The organism is Nostoc sp. WHI, assembly GCF_015714725.1.
GTDB lineage: Bacteria > Cyanobacteriota > Cyanobacteriia > Cyanobacteriales > Nostocaceae > Nostoc.
The window spans coordinates 1-17,537 of sequence record NZ_WBKM01000207.1 but is presented as its reverse complement, the minus strand read 5'-3'; the positions used below and the strand labels follow the sequence as shown (position 1 = coordinate 17,537).

Here is a 17,537-nt window from a genome sequence, read left to right as displayed (position 1 = left end):
TAATAAAATTAGATTGGTAAACAATGAAATTATTAGCAATTGTTGGTATGCCTGGCTCTGGTAAAAGTACAGTAGCTGAATATTTTAAAAATCAGAACTTACCTGTATTAAGCTTTGGAGACTTAATTAGAGAAGAAATCTTAAAACGTGGACTAGAAATTACGCCCTTGACTGAGCCAATAGTTAGAGAGGAAATCAGAAACAAGTATGGAATGGATGCTTGTGTAAAACTGTCTTTACCTTGGATTCAAGCTAAATTGATGAAAAATTCTTTTGTTATCATTGATGGGATAAGAAGCTTTAGTGAATATAAATCTCTGAAAAAAGAGTTCGGTGATAAATTAGTAGTCTTAGCTTTATTTACTTCTAAGCATATCCGTTATAAACGCCTAGCTTCCAGAATAATAAGACCATTTAAAAGAGATGAAGCCGAAGCACGAGATTATAGAGAAATTGAGAAAATCGAGCTAGGTGGAACTATAGCTATAGCAGATTTCATGATTATTAATGATGGTCTACAAGAAGAATTATTTCAAAAAGTAGAAACTTTACTTACTAATTTAGTTACAAAAGTTTCTTAATTTAACAAATCTAAACAGCTACGCAACACTCAAAAAATTAAACAATAGGTAAAATCATGGATTTACTTTTAGTTAATATCCCAATCGATTTAGGTAAAAAACCCTATGATTTAGCTTTTTCCTTTTTAAAAAGGCTGAATTTTGGCATTCTAGTAATCGCCTCTTATATGACAGAGAGAGGATTTAATGTTGGTATTTTTGACCCTCAATCCTATCCTGAAGAAGATTGTTTAATAAAACTTTTACAAGAAATTGAGCAGACTTCACCTCATGTGATTGGGTTATCTTGCGTCAGTGGTTTTAGCTATCCTCCTTGCCTAAAAATAGCTAGCACAATTCGCAATAGATTTCCATCTATTCCTATAATTGTTGGTGGGAAAGATCATGTTGGACAAATCGCAGAAACAGTATTATTGGAATGTTCAGCGATAGATATAGTAGTCAGAGGTGAAGGCGAGGAAATTTTGTGTCAACTTGTTGAGCATATTACTAACAAAAAACCTCTTGATACAATTAATAATATTGTTTATCGCGATCTTCATGGAGAGATTTGCTCAACTCATTATGATTTAGCTTTTAATCCTCAAAAAATGACTCGACTTAACTATAGCCTCTATCCAAATTTCCAGACATTTGCACCAAGTTTGGAAGTTGGTAGAGGTTGTACTTTCGGCTGTGAATTCTGTGTTTCTGCAAAAACCGGAGTGCGTAAAAAGGACATACCCTCTATTATCGAGGAAGCGGAATATATTACTGATATATATGGGGATAATGAAATTTGTATTTACCTAGAAACACCTATGTTTCTCATGCAAGATGAAGAAATATCCCAGTTAGCTATTCAACGTCAAGGGAGAGGTTTAAATTTTACCTGGAGAACTAGCACGCGTGTAGAATATTTAACTCCAAGCCGTCTAGATAAATTAGCAAAAGCGGGCTGTCGAATTTTGGATTTGGGATTAGAAAGTGCTTCTTTTGATATTCTTCTCCGAATGGGTAAAACTCGTGATCCCCAAAGGTATCTTGACAGAGCATCTGAAATACTGCGTGCTGCCTATGACCTTGGTATTATGATCAAGCTCAATATTCTTTTTTATATAGGAGATACTTTAGAAACAATAGCAACAACATTTTCTTATCTTACTAAGAATATACCCTATGTCACTAGTGTTTCAGCATATCCTCTTTTGCTGTATCCTGGTTCATCTTTAGAAGGGGGAATAAAAGAAGAAGTTAAGCGTTATGGAGGAAATATTATTACAGATGCAGTTTGGCAGTCAAGACATCTATGGCCTATTAACCCTAGTTCAGAATTAACCTATGATTCTCTCCAAGAACTAGGAGTTTTGTTTGCTAAATCTTTTCAGACTATCGACACTTTTTATACTCAAAAACGATATGGTTATTTTTCTCCAAAAATTTCCTACACCGAATTTGTCGATGCTGCTATTAATTTTGGTATTGATTCTTTACCTTTTTCCAAGGATTTGAAAGAAACTGAATCAAATAGGCAAGTACTTTGGGATTACTTAAAAGCTGGAATGTAAAACATGAGAATACTAGCTATTTGAGGCAGTTTTTATATTATCATATCAGCTTTTAATTATGAAAATCCCGGTCAAACTACAAGAATTAATCAAACAGCCAGAATCGGCTATTTTATCTATTAGTTCCCTCATCGGACAAAGATTAGCATTAGTTGATTGTACAAATATTGTTTCTGTCACTTCTGAACAACTAAACCTAATTTTCGCCCATGTTCCCCAAGAATGGGATCATGCAGAACTAATAGAGATTTTTGACACTAACACCCTAACAGACACCTTTGCCAACCAACTTTACCAACACATTGACTATCGCTTAGGACGCACAGCTACACAACAAAAAGCCACGTCGTCCCAATTATCAATTCCTGATTCTCTTGATATCTTCAACTTCCGCAACGAGGTAATAGGCGACTACCGCCGCTATATAGAAAGCTTCCTCAAAATCCGCGATCCCAAAGTCAAAGATTTTGTAGACGTAGAATTAGACAAGGGGCAACTCTGGACTGACCCCCTAGTTCAACTCAATCCCAGCTATAAAAAGGGTGCAACAGTCAAAGAATTAGTACAACAGCGAACCCTTCATCCAGACTGCGAAAAATACTTCTACAAAAAAGACAGCACACCCTTTACTTTCCACTACCACCAAAAGCAAGCATTTGAAACCGCACAACGCCAAGAACCTTACGTTGTTACCACAGGCACAGGTTCCGGTAAAAGCATGACTTACGTTGTGCCGATCTTTGATGATTTAATGCGTCATCCCGAAATCTCAGAAGTCAGGGCAATATTGGTTTATCCTATGAATGCCTTAATTAACTCCCAAAAAGAAGAACTCGACAAATTTTTACGCCAAGTTCCGAATACTCACATTCGTGTTGAAAAATACACCGGGCAAGAAAGTTTAACCAAGAAAACCGAAATTCAAAACAATCCACCCCATATTTTACTCACCAACTACGTGATGCTAGAGTTAATGCTCTCACGCACTCACGAAAATAAACTGGTAGAGTCTCCCAATTTAAAATTCCTGATACTGGATGAATTACATACCTATCGCGGACGACAAGGTGCAGACGTTGCCATATTGATCCGCAAACTCCGTCAGCGTAGCAAAAGTAATGACGAATTACTCTGCATTGGCACAAGTGCCACCATGTCAACAGTCGGTTCCCGCGAACAACGCCGTCAGGTTGTGGCAGATGTCGCTAGTAAGTTATTTGGCGTGGAAATTAAACCCAGTAATGTCATTGATGAAACCCTAGAACGTTCTATCCAACGTGTTGAACCTACTATTGAACAACTGTGCCAAGGAATCTCGGCAGGTTTACCAACCGAATTAGAACAAACACTAACACAATTCCAAAACCATTCCCTGAGCTACTGGATCGAGATGAACTTTGGTTTAGAAGAAAGAGAAGGGCATCTCGTTCGCCGTCAACCCATCAGCTTAGAAACAGGTGCAACCAAACTTGCCGAACAAACCCAGCTTTTAGAGGAAACTTGTTTAACAGTCCTCAAACAGATGTTCCTTTGGGGAAGCAAGATTAATGGACTTGCTTTTCGCCTACATCAGTTCATTTCCCAAGGGGGAAGCGTTTACGCCACTATTGAAAATCGAGACAAACGCCATTTAACCCTTGAAGGTCAATATACAACCACCGACAACCGCCTACTTTATCCCCTTGTTTTTTGTCGGGAATGCGGACAGGATTATTATGTCGTGCGCTACGATGCCGATAAGCATATTATCTTACCCCAATTGCCTACTGCATTAGATATTAGTCCTGATGATGCAGATATTACCGAAGGTTATCTTACCCTTGATGAACCAGAACTTTGGGATACAAGCGATGAAGATAGACTTCCTGACTCTTGGTTTAGTGAAACCAAAAAGAAAGGACGGGTTGCCAAAAAAGACTTTGTAAGGTTTATTCCTCGCAAACTCCAAATTCTACCCAATGGTAAAGTTACATCCTCCTTGTTGCAAGGAACCACTTGTTGGTTTATTCCTAAGCCCTTTCTGACCTGTCTGAACTGCGGCGTACTTCATGATAAGAAGCGAAACGAATTTGCTAAACTCTCTCGCCTCAGTAGTGAAGGACGCAGTACCGCTACCACTCTGCTTTGTCTTTCTACCACTAGCCGCCTCAAGAAAGTCTTCACAGGCGAGGAAGCTAAAGCTGCCAAAATCCTCAGTTTTACTGATAATCGTCAAGATGCTTCATTACAAGCAGGGCATTTCAATGATTTTGTCCAAACCAGTTTCTTACGGGCTGCACTTTTAGGCGCAATTCAAGCCAAAGGACAACTCACTCACAGCGAATTAGCTAGTGTAGTCGTCCAATACATGGGAATTACTCAAAACGACTATGCCAAGCAACCAGCAGAATTTAGTGGCGGTAAGCGGCGCAATGAAGAAGCCTTTCGCAAACTGATTGAATATCGTCTTTACGAAGACTTGCGTCGGGGATGGCGCATTGTTCAACCCAACCTCGAACAGTGTGGACTGTTGATAATTGAGTATAATGGGCTACAAGAAGACTGTGCTGACAACCACCTTTGGCAAAAACACCGCCATCCTCTTTTACTACAAGCCACTCCGCAACAACGTTTCGTAATTACGCAAGCATTCCTCAACCATTTGCGACGAGAATTGGCAATTGATGCCAAACTTTTACAACCAGACCAGAAAGATTCACTCAAAAGCGAAGTCATTCAAGCTCTTAAAGAACCTTGGGTGTTCGATGAGAACGAATATTTATACTTGGCAACTTGGGCAACTATTAGCACTGGTGGTAATGAAAGAGCAAAAGTTAAACTTACTACTAGAAGTAAAATTGGACGATTTTTGCGTTCGCCAAATACATGGTCGCTCCGCAGCCAACTTTTAACAGATGTAGAGTTCAACAGCTTAATCACTACTCTAATTGATGCTTTGTGTGATGCTGGCTACCTAGTGCAAGAAAAATCTGAGGTACAGCTACGCATAGACTCACTACTATGGAAAGCAAGCAACCTCAAGGAAATCCCTACCGATCCCTTAACATCGCGTCGCTTGCAGGGTAACGATAAACCCAATATTTCAGTTAACCAATTTTTCCAAGGTTTTTACCAAACCAACGCCTTGCAAATCCAAACAATGGAAGGGCGAGAACATACCGGACAGGTAAGCAACAAAGACCGTCAAGAACGAGAAGAAAAATTCCGTCAAGGACAATTAGCTGCATTGTTCTGCTCTCCGACAATGGAATTAGGTATCGACATTTCCGACCTTAGCGTTGTCCATCTCCGAAACGTTCCCCCGAGTCCTGCTAATTACGCTCAACGTAGCGGTCGTGCTGGTAGAAGTGGACAGCAAGCTTTAGTCATTACTTATGCTTCCATTGGTAGCGGTCACGATCAATACTTTTTCAAGCGCCAAAATCAAATGGTTGCTGGGGTAGTTGCTCCACCAAAACTAGAATTAGCCAACCAGGATTTAATTAAATCTCATGTTTACTCAATTTGGTTAGCACATACTGGGGTTTACTTGGAAGATTCCATGAATAAAATCTTGGATTTGGAATTAGAAAACTATCCCCTCAAAGACAGCATTCGCCAACAACTTACCCTGAGCCAAGCCAAATTAACCCAATGTCTGCAAGCCGCTCAGTCTATCTTCTCAGACTTTTTCTGCCAAGAGGATCTGCAAAAAGCTTCTTGGTATTCTGTAAATTGGTTACAGAATACCATCGAAAATGCTCTGAATGCTTTTGACCGTGCCTGTAAGCGTTGGCGAGATTTATATATAGAGTCAGTTAAGCAGTTAGAATCTGCCCGTCGCACTATTGACCGTTTTGCTAGAGGTGATATTGCCCAGGAAGAACGTAACAATGCGGAAGCACAGGCACGAGAAGCACAACGACAAATTGATTTACTCGTAGGACACAGCCAAGGCAAGAGTAATTCCCAGTTTGAATTTTATCCCTATCGTTACTTTGCTGCCGAAGGATTTTTACCAGGATTTAACTTCCCCCGTCTGCCAGTCCGAGCATTTATTCCGGCTGGTGAAGGTGGTGAATTTATTTCTCGCCCCCGCTCAATGGCATTACGGGAATTTGCTCCCAATAACATCCTTTACTACGAAGGTAGTAAATTCATGGTGGCCAAAACAAAAGTTCCTGTTGGTGGCATTGAAGGCGAGTATAAACGGGTGAGTGTCTGCGCTAACTGCGGGTATTACCACGATGGCGATTTTCGTGACACTTGTGAAAACTGCGGCGCAGAAATTAAACCTGATGCTCATGGCAATGTAGCTAAATTGACTCGTGTACTGCCAATGGAAACTGCGATCGCTCGTCGTCGAGAACGCATTACCTGCGACGAAGAAGAACGGCTCAAGTACGGCTACAACATCACCACTCATTTCCGCTACGCTAGTCAAAAGCGGGAATCAGCTATTGTTCAAGCTGCTGACGGTACGCCACTGTTTAAGTTAACCTATGGAGCCACAGCTACCATTTGGCGAATTAATCGGGGACTGAAGAAGAATAGAGAAGAACGAGGATTTAAGCTCAATCCAACAACGGGGGTATGGGGCGACCATAAAAATCTACAGACTCAACAGACACCCGACAGTTTGCATACCGAAGTCAATTTAATGGTTGATGATACTTGCAATATCTTGATTGTTGAGCCATTAAATGTTCCTGTAGAGGACAGAGAAGCTTTTATTGCCACCTTGCAATACACTTTGGAAACTGCAATTCAAGCCGTTTACAAATTAGAAGCTGATGAACTCGACTCTGAAAGACTAGGCGAAGGCAAATACCTGCTTTTTTGGGAAGCTGCTGAAGGTGGTGCAGGTGTACTCTCTCAGCTCTTAGAAAAACCAGAGGCATTTAAGAAAATTGCTGAGGCAGCTTTTGACATTTGTCATTTTACACAACCTAAAGACAGTTGTATTCAAGCTTGCTATGAATGCTTGCTCTCTTACCGCAATCAATTTGACCATCCATTGATAAATCGTCACTTAATCAAACCTTGGCTTGACCTCTTACTGGAGAGTAGCGTTATTACTCAAGTCAAAGGGCTTTCTCGCGATCAGCAATATCAAAAATTGCTGGAACAGACAGACCCTAACTCTGATTTTGAGCGTGTGGTTTTGCAAGAAATTTATCAACGGGGGTACAAATTACCCGATGCTGCTCAGAAATTTATTTCAGAGGCGAACTGTAAACCAGATTTTGTTTATGAGGAAGAGGCGATCGCTGTTTTTTGTGACGGTTCAGTTCATGATAGCCCCGATAAACGTAGGCAAGACAAAATTGAGCGCGATAATCTTAGGTACGAGACTGGTTATACTGTCCTTACCTTAAGCCATAGTGAAGGTTGGCAAACTGAATTGCTTGTTTTAGCAAGTTTATAACCTAGAACAAATCCATCCACTGACTCCTAATTTTGTACAATTGCCCCCAAAGTACCCTTAACTGCACCTAAATAATCAGATGGGGATAGCAGAAGCAACATACCTCGCATTCCACCAGAAACAGTGATCTGCTCAAATAGAGTTGCCGTTTCATCAAGGTAAACTGGATAGTCTTTTTTACTAGCTAAAGCTGTCACACCGCCACGGATGTATCCTGTTAGTGGCTGAACTTCCTTCAGGGCAACTGTCTCAACCTTGCGGTTTCCTGAAATTCGAGCCAAGGCTTTTAAATCTAACTGAGCATTTCCTGGCACAACAGCAAAACAGATACCTGTTGTGTCACCTCTGACTACTAAAGTCTTAAAAACTTGCTCTGGCGGAAGACCAACTTTGTGCGCTGTACTCTCAGCTGCCAAATCATCAGGATCTACTTCATAGCTGAGGATTTGGTATGCAATACCTAGTTTATCAAGTAGTCGAGCAGCATTAGTTTTCATTCAAGTCCATAAAAGATATTATTTATTGCTCAAGCTCCCAATCTTCAATCACCAATCCACTGACACGACTAAATTCTCTTGTGTTGTGCGTAACTAATGTTAAGTTATGCGTCAAAGCAATGGCAGCTATTTGGAAATCATTAGGGCCTATTGGAGTACCTTTTGCGAATAATTCTGCACGAATTCTACCGTAAGTGAGGGCAGTAACATCATCAAAAGGTAATGAAACAAACAAATTGAGAAACTGCTGTTGTCGAGCTAAAGTAATTTGCGGATTATTGCTTTTCATCGCACCATAAAACAACTCTGCCTTTACTAGTGAACAGACAGCAATCTCTTCTACATTTGTTGACTGTAAGCGTTCTCGGATCAAGAGTGACCTACCATTGAGATAACGAGCGCAAACATTAGTATCTAATAAGTACCTCACACAACTTCTTCCCTTGTCTCAAAATCACCTTCATAGTCAATAACAATTGGATCGTCTTGACAACTACCGTAAGTCTGCTCAAAAAAGCCGGGTGGCCATCCCAGTTCTTCTGGTGTTTTTGTAGGTGTTGATGGTTCTATTTGTTGATAAATCACCACGACTTCCATTTCTTTGTCTGTGATGCCAACGGGAATCTCAAGGTGCAAAATGCCGTCAGCTCCAACATGAGAACATAACTTAATACTTTGCATTACTGTTTTCTTCTAGCCCTTGGTTTATTGAGAATTACGTGGTATCTCATCTATGATGCCGTACTCTTTCTCTATCACACTCAACAGCTTAATTGCATTTACCAAAAATTCTTTTCAATAGGATCTGAACCAATCAGAAAATCAAAATTACCTTCCCCCCTACTTCTCTTCAATGTTTCCATGATTTTTTTCGGGTTATCGTGGGGGCCATTCACATAAAATGGTTTCCCGTCACGACCACATTCAATACGTATACTCCCATCCCATTCTCCAATGTGCAAACGCGATTTAGAAAAGTCTTTGTGTGGTTGAAACCCTAAGCTTTCTGCGTATTCGCAAGCACTAAATATCATCCCTTGGGCAACTTCAAGAGTCACCTCTTGCGGTTTTCCGGGAAATGGCTCGAATAGTAATTCTGTAAATTCTTTAAATTTTATCCTGTCTACTGTACGTGGTGGTATGGTATCTTTAACGCCCAAGCACCATATATCTAAAAGGTAGCTACAGACCATGATTTGATTGTATCGAGCAACTCTTGCAATCACTACCAATCCTAAACCGCGATCAATATCATCATTGTTTTTTACAGGTAGGATTTTTGTCAGCAGATTTTTGATGCTGTTTTCTGGTGGTATTTTCGGTAACAATTGGATAAGACTCTCGCTTGCTAAACACTGATATACGGGGTCTAGTTCTCCTTTTGTTAATCTATCTAATGTGGTTTGCTCTGCTTGATTTTGAATCGCTGCATTGACGGATGATACCTTGATACCTAGTTTTCGAGCTATTTGTTTGGGTGTTAAATTCAATGCCCGTAAATCCATGATTTCTTGTTGTTGTGTTCCTGTCATAACGTCATAACTTACTACTTTCTACAAACAACCGGGAGCAGAAATATTAAACCAAAGCTTACTTTTATTAATTTAATACCACAATGAATCACAGAAAGCATTGTTTCTTTGTTGCATTATTCTCTGATTTCCGACTCCAAAACCGTCAGTAGTTTCTCTTCCAAATCCGTCAAATAAGCGCGGTTCAGCTTTCCCAGCATCTCCAAAAACTTCTGCACGGACTCCTCCAACGCACCCGAATACACTCGACTAATGCGATCGCTAATCTCCTGAACCTGCTGACACTCCTGGGGCAGGTAGTTGAAGGACTTCAGGTGCTGCAACCCAACGGCGTATTCGCCATCCCACATTCTCACGCTACAACTAAAGTCATTCACTGCGCTGACAATAGCCCAACAGCCACCCTTGCCTTTGAGTTCCGGGTTGTCTTTGACTACGATTTGGCACACTTCGCCGATTTGGTAGGTGTTTGGTACTTGGGTACGCTCCATGATGCGCTGCACAACATCTTTCACGATTCTACCAGTTGGCACTTTGCCGCCAGCAAGTTCTACTGCCTTTAACCACGCTTCCTGCTGTTCCTGGGGTTCAAGCTTTGTCATGGGTCGAACTTGGCGCTCACTCGTGGGCAGAATTTGTGATCCATTGGTTGTCAAATTCTCATTTGCCACATTTTGACAACCAATGGTTGTCAAATTTTCGTAAACACCAGCTGCGGCAATCAAATAATTTGATTGTTGCCGACTATGCCCAAAGCGATCCCGGCAATAATCTTCAAATGTTTTATGCGTGGAGCGATAAAGCCGCCTGTCCCTCAATTCTGTCAGCGCTTTCCCTGCTTCAAAAAACGCTCTTTCCACACGGTGCTCTAGGTGAAGGCGATCGCGCTGTTCTTCTTCTGTCAACTCTGGAACTTCAACAGCACTAACCGTAATAGTTGCTGAAGCGGGATCTACTTGCTGGGAGATATCCTCATGTGCAGAGTTAGCTGCTGAAGTTGAATCGGTAGATACGGCAGAGGTAACTTTTTTGCGTTTAGAAGGTGGTTTAGGCATGATTCCACCCTTTTAGTTCAGTGGCATTTGCTCAAAGTCGATTGCAGATAGATTTTCAGGGTTATGGGTAGTTGCGTAGGCGCAGCGTCTTGAAGAGAAGCGATCGCCTTTTGTAATCGGCTTTGGAATCAAGTGATTTAGGAGTAGCCGATTGCCAGAACCGGAATAAATACAGAGTCTAGTCATCTGAGCCAATATTTTGAATCTTAAATAGATCGGCAGGCTGGCAACCTAACACTTCGCAGAGCTTGGCAAGCTTTACAAAAGTTTCTGTACCCCCTCTGTCTCGCTCCCAATTACGGATTGTCGAAGGGTCAACACCAACTAAATCAGCAAGCTGGCGCTGAGTTAAATCTCTCTGCTTACGCAGTTCTGCAACTCTTGACACGAAAATTTCTCCCATGCGCTAATTCATAGCATTATTCTAGCGTTAAAATCTTCGCGCTAGTGACTTGACAGTGCTAGAAATTTAGCGCTAGAATATAGACATACAAAATAACAAAGAGCAATCGCCAGTCCTGGAAAAACTTGTAGCGATCGCTCTTTGCCCTTTTATTCAAGGAATACTAATTATGACCCATCCAACCTACACACAGCAAGCCCTTTACCGTTACAACCTCCCCCGCCTCAAAAGAATCGCTGCCGAATTAGGCGTTACACCCACTCTTGACAAAAGAGCGACTGAAACCTGGGTAAACGCAATCATCACCCACCAATCTACCAAGCTTCAGAAAGTTGACAACCAAGCCCTCGCCCAAACCGAACTCGACAACTACATCGCTGACCAAGCCCAAGCCATAGCTCCCGAACCCCTCAGAATAGTCGAAATCTCGTTTTCCCATCACGAATATTACGCTGGTGATGAACTGGTAGCCAGCATCAGCCATGACGATAACCACTTAACGCAACGCTGGGTAGTCATGGTCAACGATAAAGAATTATTTCGTGCCAACATTCTAATGCGTTGTGATCGCTTCATCTGCACTCACTACAAAGACGGTTCATTACCTGTGCAGGAAAAAGAAGCAACACCCCCCACGACCGAAAACCGAATCATGGCGCATATCTTCAACGAGTGCCAGAATTACGGCTTTGAAATTCTCGATGATGGCATTTACAACAACAACGGCGTGAAACTGGGGCAAGTCGGATGCACTGACCGTAACTGGTGGGTGAAGAGGGGTTATTCAAGTCAGCAGCAGTATTCTAACTCCGTGTTTGATGCTGTGCGCTCATTGTCGATGGTGGATACATCGCTGGCTGAACCAGTTCACAAATACTTGCAAGACCGGCCCTTAGAACAACTGACTACCGAGGAATTACAGCAGCTTTTCAACCAGGAAGTGCGATCGCAACTTCAAGAATTGGTCACAGTGTAAAGCCTCATGTGGGCAGTAGTGAAAATTGCTGCTCACTTATAGGTATTTTTTGGCCTATCTCAAATGGCACTCTCGCACTTCCAAAAATTTCCAGGAGCCAACATGAGCTTACCTTTAAATCAGTCAGTACTACTAGAGTCCAGGACTCTGAGGACTTCAGCTTTAACAGATTTCTCTAGCGACAAAGCCTTATCCATCCTCTCCAAAGCGAAGGCAATAATTTTCGCTGTGTGGGGTAGTAGTGGCTGGGCCACTACTGCACAAATAGCAGAATACTTTGAAGTTTCGGAATCAGCCGTCAAAGAACTATACAGAGTTAATCATTCAGAATTCAGAGATTCCGAAACCCAAATCCTTACAGGAAAAGACTTGCGGGATGCTCGACAGAAGCTCTGTCTACCATCCAAGACATCTCAAGTGAGAGTTTTTTCTGCTCTTGGGACTTTAAGAATTGCAATGCTCTTGCAGCAATCGGAGATAGCAGCCCAAGTTAGAACCATTATTTTGGACTTGGTTGCAGCCGTAACAATTATTACTCATAATCCCACACCAGCCCTCCCCCCAGTGGAACAGCGCCTAAAAACACTGGTGGAAGCAATGAAGACTCTCGCTCAACTAACAGGTGGCAGGCTCAACCCCTACATTGAACAGCAGATGAATGATTACGCCGCCAATCTATTTGCTGACTACAATCAACAAGCCCTAAACGGCACACAAGAAAGGTGGCTTGGCGTGGTCAATTTTGCAGAAAGCGAACTTGGAAAGAAAGTCCCCCTCAAAGGCTCCCACTATCGCGGACACTTGGGGACGTGGGTGAGAACATTTTACCCTCAGTTAGGCTCACGCCAAGAAACGCGATTGGTTAACGGTGTGCAACAGCCCATTTATGTCTACGCTTGTCACGAGCCGGCTGTTGCGGCTGGGTTGACCAAAGCTATAGAAGAGTTCTTCGCTCATCCCAGTCCTGGTACAGCACTAAAGCAGGCAGGTGCTTTCGCCAGAAAATCTTTAGTAACGGCTTGATGGATATTAGTCATCAGTCAATGAAGGATTTTGAAGCTTGTTAAAATTTCAAAGCTTTAGAAGTCTCCATTAATCTACCCAAAAATATGCCCATAACCATAGAACAACTCAAAATCAGTTTGCTCCACTCGCTCATAGAAGATACACAAGTTCATCTACCGTATGCCAGGGAACACAACCAGCAATATCCGGCTGTGTTGCAGCAATGTTTAAATACAGTTCAGGCACTAATTATACTTGAGAATCTCAGCCAAACAGATATTGAAGTAGTATCAATTCCTGACGGGAGCTTAATTACAGATGTAGTGTTTTTAGTTGCCAACCAAAATTATCAACAACACAAACCATGAAAAAAATCCTTTTTCTCCACCTTGATGGAACCGTCCGCCGCACTAAAAGCGGGGCAACATTTATTAACACGCCAAAAGATCAAGAAATTATTCCTGGAGTCCAAGATGCGATCGCTTTGAAGATGAACAATGCGCCCTGGCTGCCATTTTCGGCTGATTGATCAGAGAAAATTACTTAATAAAACCATCCCTAAATATGGAAATCAGCAAAATCAAAGTCAAAGATAACGACATCGAAATCATCTACGATTTGCCGCCTCAATCTAAGTCTAACGAGCGCAAAACTGTCAAGTTTTATTGTGATGAAGAACCGAGAACATCTTTCTTTGATGCAATCAATGGGTTACTTGTTGATGCGATAGAAGCCACTGGATTAGATGACAAAATTTGGTCATCAGGAATAGTTACAGGCGTAACCCTCAAGCATTCTGATTCTGGTACAGGCATCACCATTACCGTGCAAAATACAGTTAATGATTTATGTGTAGTGATGAACACTCCTCATCTTTCGTCATCCCTTGTATCAGATGAATTACAAAAGCGGATTGACAAATTAATTATTGAGTCTGTTGCTTATATTCAAGGGAAACGGGCGCAGATGTCATTATTTGATGCTAGCGAAGAAATAAGTATTAGGCAATTCCAAATGAATTAATTACACTCCAACAAGCATTATCAGCAGGTATTGCAGAGGTAAAAAGAGATGACTAAATTCCAAGATCCAAGATCCACCGCGATCGCCCAACAAATAGACGCAATCAATATAGAACAACCCACATTTGCAATCAAGGCTTGCTGCTACTGGGGTAATCCCCTTGAAGTTCACAGCACTGCTGCATATCCAGAATCAGGATCGGTTTGGTTTCAGTGGAACAATTTTACACCTTAGAGGTAATTATGGAACTTGGATGCTTTCAAAAAGATGTACTCATTGAAAAACTAGCTAAGAAGTTCTACGCAATTCTTGGCTATGTAGTCCGCGATGATTATAAAATGCAAAATGCTACACATCCAGCAGAAAGAGCGTGTGTGGCTATGGCTTTGTTTGCTATTCAAGAATTTGAATCCATCGAAGATGAATGTTCAGATGAGGAGGTGGAAGACGAATCAGAAACAGACAGCACAAAAAAAGTAATTACTTGGTTTCGTGATTTCTGGAAATTTAGCGACAGAGAACAAATCAAAGGAAGAGTACAAGATTATATTATTAGCCTAAATTACTTAACTGAGACTGAATCAGATAAGTTAGGCAAGTGGACTTGGGAAGATTTTTCTAGTTTTAAAAAAATCACTAAAAAGTATCCTATGCCGGAAGTAGCTGAAGCCCAAGTTGATTGGAAAAAAGTAGGGACTTTTATTCATGAGTTATTTGGAGTGAGTTTTTATGAAGACGAAGAATTAGAGGAAGATGAGGATTAAACATGAATAAAGAACAGTGGCTAACTCGAGGACAAGACACGATGCAATGGATTTTTTTGTGTCCATGTTGCGGTCACTCAGAAAAAGAGATGTCTAAAGAATTGGCAACAGTCGAACTCCAAAATTTCTTAAGTGGATTGGCTGTTGAACTTCAGACTTTAAGCCACATTGAATTTAGTGAGGATGAAGTATGACTATTGCACCATTATTAGCGCCAGAAATCACTGTCATCGAAACTGTCACCCGACATCCTCTAAACTTTTATGAGTCTCCATCGTGGTTCACAACGGAATTACTACGGCGCGTTAAATTGTCTGGTGTGATTGGTGAGCCATGTGTCGGACATGGGGCGATCGCTTCTTTACTTCGAGCATGGCCAGACACCCAAAGAATTTGGACTAATGACATTGACGTTCACAAAGGCGCAGATTATCACTACGACGCAACTTTAACCGAGTCTTGGGATAAATTTTCAGAATGCGACTGGATCTGTACCAATCCACCATACGTGGAATTTGCTGCACCAATTATCAAGAATGCCTACCAAAAAGCGCGTATTGGTGTAGCCGCATTCCTTCTAACCAGCTTTCTCGAACCCTGTGATGATCGGGCTGATTTCTTACAGCAGCACCCGCCGTCACTTGTACTGATTTTGCCGCGCTTCTGCTTTCGCAAGGATAAGAGGGGCACTCGTTGGGCTACCGATAACGTTACCATCTCGTGCTTTGTGTGGGACAAACGCGCAACCACACAGCGCATTATTGTGCGTCCTAAATCAGAAATTATTGGGTTTTACAAAAATCCAGAACAGGCTATTTCACAAGAACGGGCAGAAGAAATTGTTCGGGCAATCGCCAAAGGAGAATTATGCAACAACTAACTTTATTTCCCGAATCTGCTCCTACTTTACCAGTTAACTACTACCCAGAGTTTCTGAACAAGGAAGAAGCCGATGAACTCTACCAACATTGCCAAGAACTGCAATGGCAGCAAAACACAATCAGAATGCTCGGTAAAACGATGCCTGTTCCGCGCTTAGAGTGCATTTATGGCGATGAAGGCTGTGATTACCTTTACTCCAAGAGCGTACTACTTAAACCACTGCCTTGGACTTCATCGCTAGCCCAACTGCGAGATAGAATTACCGCCGCTACTGGTTACAGCTTCCGCATTGTCATCGGCAATCAGTATAAAAGTGGACATCATTCTATCGGTTGGCACAACGACAATGAAGCTTCGATGGGTGTAAATCCTGCAATTGCATCCATCAGTCTGGGTTCGGTTCGTAAATTCCAAATCAAGCCCATCGGGGGTAAGCCGACTGACTTTTGGTTAGAGCATGGGAGCCTGCTGGTGATGCTTCCAGGCTGTCAGAGTACTTATCTGCATCAAGTTCCAAAGACCAATAAGGTCGTTAGCACACGGATTAATCTAACTTTTCGACCGCACGTTGGGGGTAAAAGGTAATTCGTTTTGTCTGTAAAACATTATCGTATCTTTCAAATATCGAATTCTATTAGTCAGATTGAAAAATTTTTGAATGTATTAAATCCCAAAACATCAGTAGGGGGTTCTCATGAAGTTAACCGATTTTTTAATAGACCTTGGTAATTCTGTTGCTTATTACCCAAAACTAGTTGAAGTCGCTGGTGGCGTTTTACCAAATTTGTTTTTATGCCAAATGTATTACTGGCTAGGTAAACAAAAAAATCCTGAAGGTTGGATTTATAAAACTCAAGCAGAGATTGAGAAAGAAACTGGACTGACTCGAAAACAACAAGAAACAGCCCGAAAATTTCTTAAAGCCAGAGGATTACTCCAAGAAAAATATACCGGATGTCCCAGACGCTTAGAGTTTTGGTTGGATAAAGATGCTTTAAATCAACGATGGTCAGCTTTTATGAACAATCTTGAGCTACCAATTGCGAAAATTACTTCATCTTGGACTCGTAGAGCGAAAAAATCTCAGGATGACGCTGATCAAAAACCCAGCATAATGCCCAATTCGGACAATATAGACAGCGCCAATAGTGCAATATGTAATGCCTTAACAGAGCAATATATATTGCCCCAACCATCCAGTACAGAATGCCCCGATAGTACAGGCTATAATGCCTTCCTTGGACATACTGTAATGCCTCCTTCGGGCAATCTATCTATATATACAAAGAATACTTCAAAGATTACTACACACAATGTACCCCCAACTCAGAACGCACTTTCCATTCAAGAATCGTGTGTGTGTGAAACTGAACAACTAAACCTTGAAAAACCAACTCCAGAAAAACCAAGCTTAGAAGAATTAACCCAACAATTACCCGCTTCCTTGTCAAAAAATCCAGAGTCTTTGCAACAAACCAATAACCCCTCAAGTGGATCAACTATTGCGGCGGGGTCGTTCGAGAAATCCGAACAATCGAATAAGCCGCAACTAACCTGTCCCTACAAGACAGCCCGGAACGTGAAAGAACTGATTGATGCCTGGCTAACAGACCCGACTGCTATGAGTGATGATTCTCTACCACTGCTTGTCAGAGAAACAATCAAGTGGAATCGCTGGGTTTTACCTTGGCGCAATGGAGAGCGAAAGCTGAATAACCTGTACCAGAACTTCAACCCGATAGTCGTGGACTTCTTAGCACAAGAATTAGCCACTAAATCGAAACGCTCGGCACAACAGGAAATAAATCATGCGATCGCAGTAATCAACACCTGGGAGAAAACCAAGGGTGGTTGGACGAACCTGA

Annotated in this window: 20 protein-coding genes; 13 read left to right on the top strand and 7 right to left on the bottom strand. The window is 41.7% G+C overall.

Translation table 11 applies throughout. From position 1 onward, the window contains the following. Positions 1-23: 23 nt before the first annotated feature. Genes F8S12_RS20525 through F8S12_RS20515 form a run of 3 tightly spaced genes read left to right on the top strand, consistent with a single transcriptional unit; the run spans position 24 to position 7,535 of the window. On the top strand, positions 24-581 hold the full coding sequence (locus F8S12_RS20525; RefSeq protein ID WP_196517925.1) for an AAA family ATPase: 558 nt from the start codon (positions 24-26) through the stop codon (positions 579-581). A 56-nt stretch (positions 582-637) separates the two neighbouring features. Next, positions 638-2,128 carry a B12-binding domain-containing radical SAM protein gene (locus F8S12_RS20520; RefSeq protein ID WP_196517924.1) on the top strand — a complete coding sequence of 497 codons (1,491 nt, stop codon included), beginning with the start codon at positions 638-640 and terminating at the stop codon, positions 2,126-2,128. A gap of 58 nt (positions 2,129-2,186) precedes the next feature. Beyond that, the gene (locus F8S12_RS20515) at positions 2,187-7,535 is read left to right on the top strand and encodes a DEAD/DEAH box helicase (RefSeq protein ID WP_196517923.1); all 5,349 of its coding nucleotides are present in this window, start codon (positions 2,187-2,189) and stop codon (positions 7,533-7,535) included. Between the two features lie 26 nt (positions 7,536-7,561). On the opposite strand, the gene ybaK is transcribed toward F8S12_RS20515, so the two are convergent. From ybaK to F8S12_RS20480, 7 genes are all read right to left on the bottom strand, one after another. Further along, on the bottom strand, positions 7,562-8,032 hold the full coding sequence (gene ybaK / locus F8S12_RS20510) for a Cys-tRNA(Pro) deacylase (protein ID WP_196517922.1): 471 nt from the start codon (positions 8,030-8,032) through the stop codon (positions 7,562-7,564). 22 nt (positions 8,033-8,054) lie between these two features. After that, the gene (vapC, locus tag F8S12_RS20505) at positions 8,055-8,462 is read right to left on the bottom strand and encodes a type II toxin-antitoxin system tRNA(fMet)-specific endonuclease VapC (RefSeq protein ID WP_196517921.1); all 408 of its coding nucleotides are present in this window, start codon (positions 8,460-8,462) and stop codon (positions 8,055-8,057) included. Next, entirely contained in the window at positions 8,459-8,713 is a 255-nt protein-coding gene (locus F8S12_RS20500; protein ID WP_196517920.1) for a hypothetical protein, read from the bottom strand. The genes vapC and F8S12_RS20500 overlap by 4 nt, the downstream gene beginning before the upstream one ends. Before the next feature lie 98 nt (positions 8,714-8,811). Continuing rightward, positions 8,812-9,564, bottom strand: a complete 753-nt coding sequence (locus tag F8S12_RS20495) for a helix-turn-helix transcriptional regulator (protein WP_196517919.1) — start codon at positions 9,562-9,564, stop codon at positions 8,812-8,814. 116 nt (positions 9,565-9,680) lie between these two features. Continuing rightward, positions 9,681-10,619 carry a hypothetical protein gene (locus F8S12_RS20490; protein WP_196517918.1) on the bottom strand — a complete coding sequence of 313 codons (939 nt, stop codon included), beginning with the start codon at positions 10,617-10,619 and terminating at the stop codon, positions 9,681-9,683. 12 nt (positions 10,620-10,631) lie between these two features. Further along, a complete protein-coding gene (locus F8S12_RS20485; protein WP_196517917.1) occupies positions 10,632-10,805 on the bottom strand; it encodes a hypothetical protein in 174 nt (57 codons plus the stop codon). Beyond that, positions 10,798-11,007 (bottom strand): helix-turn-helix transcriptional regulator, encoded by a 210-nt coding sequence (locus F8S12_RS20480; protein WP_331001421.1) that lies wholly within the window; start codon positions 11,005-11,007, stop codon positions 10,798-10,800. Before F8S12_RS20480 ends, F8S12_RS20485 begins: the two co-directional genes overlap by 8 nt. Positions 11,008-11,191: 184 nt before the next feature. Between F8S12_RS20480 and F8S12_RS20475 the strand changes: the two genes are divergently transcribed. From F8S12_RS20475 to F8S12_RS20430, 10 genes are all read left to right on the top strand, one after another. Continuing rightward, entirely contained in the window at positions 11,192-11,998 is an 807-nt protein-coding gene (locus F8S12_RS20475; RefSeq protein WP_196517915.1) for a hypothetical protein, read from the top strand. Between the two features lie 102 nt (positions 11,999-12,100). Continuing rightward, positions 12,101-13,021 carry a hypothetical protein gene (locus F8S12_RS20470; RefSeq protein ID WP_196517914.1) on the top strand — a complete coding sequence of 307 codons (921 nt, stop codon included), beginning with the start codon at positions 12,101-12,103 and terminating at the stop codon, positions 13,019-13,021. A gap of 86 nt (positions 13,022-13,107) precedes the next feature. After that, entirely contained in the window at positions 13,108-13,371 is a 264-nt protein-coding gene (locus F8S12_RS20465) for a hypothetical protein (RefSeq protein WP_196517673.1), read from the top strand. Beyond that, a complete protein-coding gene (locus tag F8S12_RS20460) occupies positions 13,368-13,532 on the top strand; it encodes a hypothetical protein (RefSeq protein WP_196517672.1) in 165 nt (54 codons plus the stop codon). The genes F8S12_RS20465 and F8S12_RS20460 overlap by 4 nt, the downstream gene beginning before the upstream one ends. A 35-nt stretch (positions 13,533-13,567) precedes the next feature. Then, positions 13,568-14,026: a hypothetical protein gene (locus F8S12_RS20455; RefSeq protein WP_196517671.1), complete on the top strand. Its 459-nt coding sequence runs from the start codon at positions 13,568-13,570 to the stop codon at positions 14,024-14,026. Between the two features lie 48 nt (positions 14,027-14,074). After that, positions 14,075-14,260: a hypothetical protein gene (locus F8S12_RS20450; protein WP_196517690.1), complete on the top strand. Its 186-nt coding sequence runs from the start codon at positions 14,075-14,077 to the stop codon at positions 14,258-14,260. Between the two features lie 8 nt (positions 14,261-14,268). Beyond that, a complete protein-coding gene (locus F8S12_RS20445; protein WP_196517670.1) occupies positions 14,269-14,790 on the top strand; it encodes a hypothetical protein in 522 nt (173 codons plus the stop codon). A gap of 190 nt (positions 14,791-14,980) precedes the next feature. Then, a complete protein-coding gene (locus tag F8S12_RS20440; protein ID WP_196517669.1) occupies positions 14,981-15,670 on the top strand; it encodes a hypothetical protein in 690 nt (229 codons plus the stop codon). Continuing rightward, positions 15,658-16,257, top strand: a complete 600-nt coding sequence (locus F8S12_RS20435; protein ID WP_196517668.1) for an alpha-ketoglutarate-dependent dioxygenase AlkB family protein — start codon at positions 15,658-15,660, stop codon at positions 16,255-16,257. The genes F8S12_RS20440 and F8S12_RS20435 overlap by 13 nt, the downstream gene beginning before the upstream one ends. 109 nt (positions 16,258-16,366) lie before the next feature. Continuing rightward, the coding region (locus tag F8S12_RS20430) for a hypothetical protein (RefSeq protein WP_196517913.1) at positions 16,367-17,537 on the top strand (1,171 nt) is incomplete at its 3' end.

Bases quoted from the DNA above. Each gene is read 5' to 3' on its own strand.
- F8S12_RS20525 (WP_196517925.1), top strand. From the start codon at position 24: ATGAAATTATTAGCAATTGTTGGTATGCCTGGCTCTGGTAAAAGTACA.
- F8S12_RS20520 (WP_196517924.1), top strand. From the start codon at position 638: ATGGATTTACTTTTAGTTAATATCCCAATCGATTTAGGTAAAAAACCC.
- F8S12_RS20515 (WP_196517923.1), top strand. From the start codon at position 2,187: ATGAAAATCCCGGTCAAACTACAAGAATTAATCAAACAGCCAGAATCG.
- ybaK (WP_196517922.1), bottom strand. From the start codon at position 8,032: ATGAAAACTAATGCTGCTCGACTACTTGATAAACTAGGTATTGCATAC.
- F8S12_RS20500 (WP_196517920.1), bottom strand. From the start codon at position 8,713: ATGCAAAGTATTAAGTTATGTTCTCATGTTGGAGCTGACGGCATTTTG.
- F8S12_RS20495 (WP_196517919.1), bottom strand. From the start codon at position 9,564: ATGACAGGAACACAACAACAAGAAATCATGGATTTACGGGCATTGAAT.
- F8S12_RS20490 (WP_196517918.1), bottom strand. From the start codon at position 10,619: ATGCCTAAACCACCTTCTAAACGCAAAAAAGTTACCTCTGCCGTATCT.
- F8S12_RS20485 (WP_196517917.1), bottom strand. From the start codon at position 10,805: ATGACTAGACTCTGTATTTATTCCGGTTCTGGCAATCGGCTACTCCTA.
- F8S12_RS20475 (WP_196517915.1), top strand. From the start codon at position 11,192: ATGACCCATCCAACCTACACACAGCAAGCCCTTTACCGTTACAACCTC.
- F8S12_RS20470 (WP_196517914.1), top strand. From the start codon at position 12,101: ATGAGCTTACCTTTAAATCAGTCAGTACTACTAGAGTCCAGGACTCTG.
- F8S12_RS20465 (WP_196517673.1), top strand. From the start codon at position 13,108: ATGCCCATAACCATAGAACAACTCAAAATCAGTTTGCTCCACTCGCTC.
- F8S12_RS20460 (WP_196517672.1), top strand. From the start codon at position 13,368: ATGAAAAAAATCCTTTTTCTCCACCTTGATGGAACCGTCCGCCGCACT.
- F8S12_RS20455 (WP_196517671.1), top strand. From the start codon at position 13,568: ATGGAAATCAGCAAAATCAAAGTCAAAGATAACGACATCGAAATCATC.
- F8S12_RS20450 (WP_196517690.1), top strand. From the start codon at position 14,075: ATGACTAAATTCCAAGATCCAAGATCCACCGCGATCGCCCAACAAATA.
- F8S12_RS20445 (WP_196517670.1), top strand. From the start codon at position 14,269: ATGGAACTTGGATGCTTTCAAAAAGATGTACTCATTGAAAAACTAGCT.
- F8S12_RS20440 (WP_196517669.1), top strand. From the start codon at position 14,981: ATGACTATTGCACCATTATTAGCGCCAGAAATCACTGTCATCGAAACT.
- F8S12_RS20435 (WP_196517668.1), top strand. From the start codon at position 15,658: ATGCAACAACTAACTTTATTTCCCGAATCTGCTCCTACTTTACCAGTT.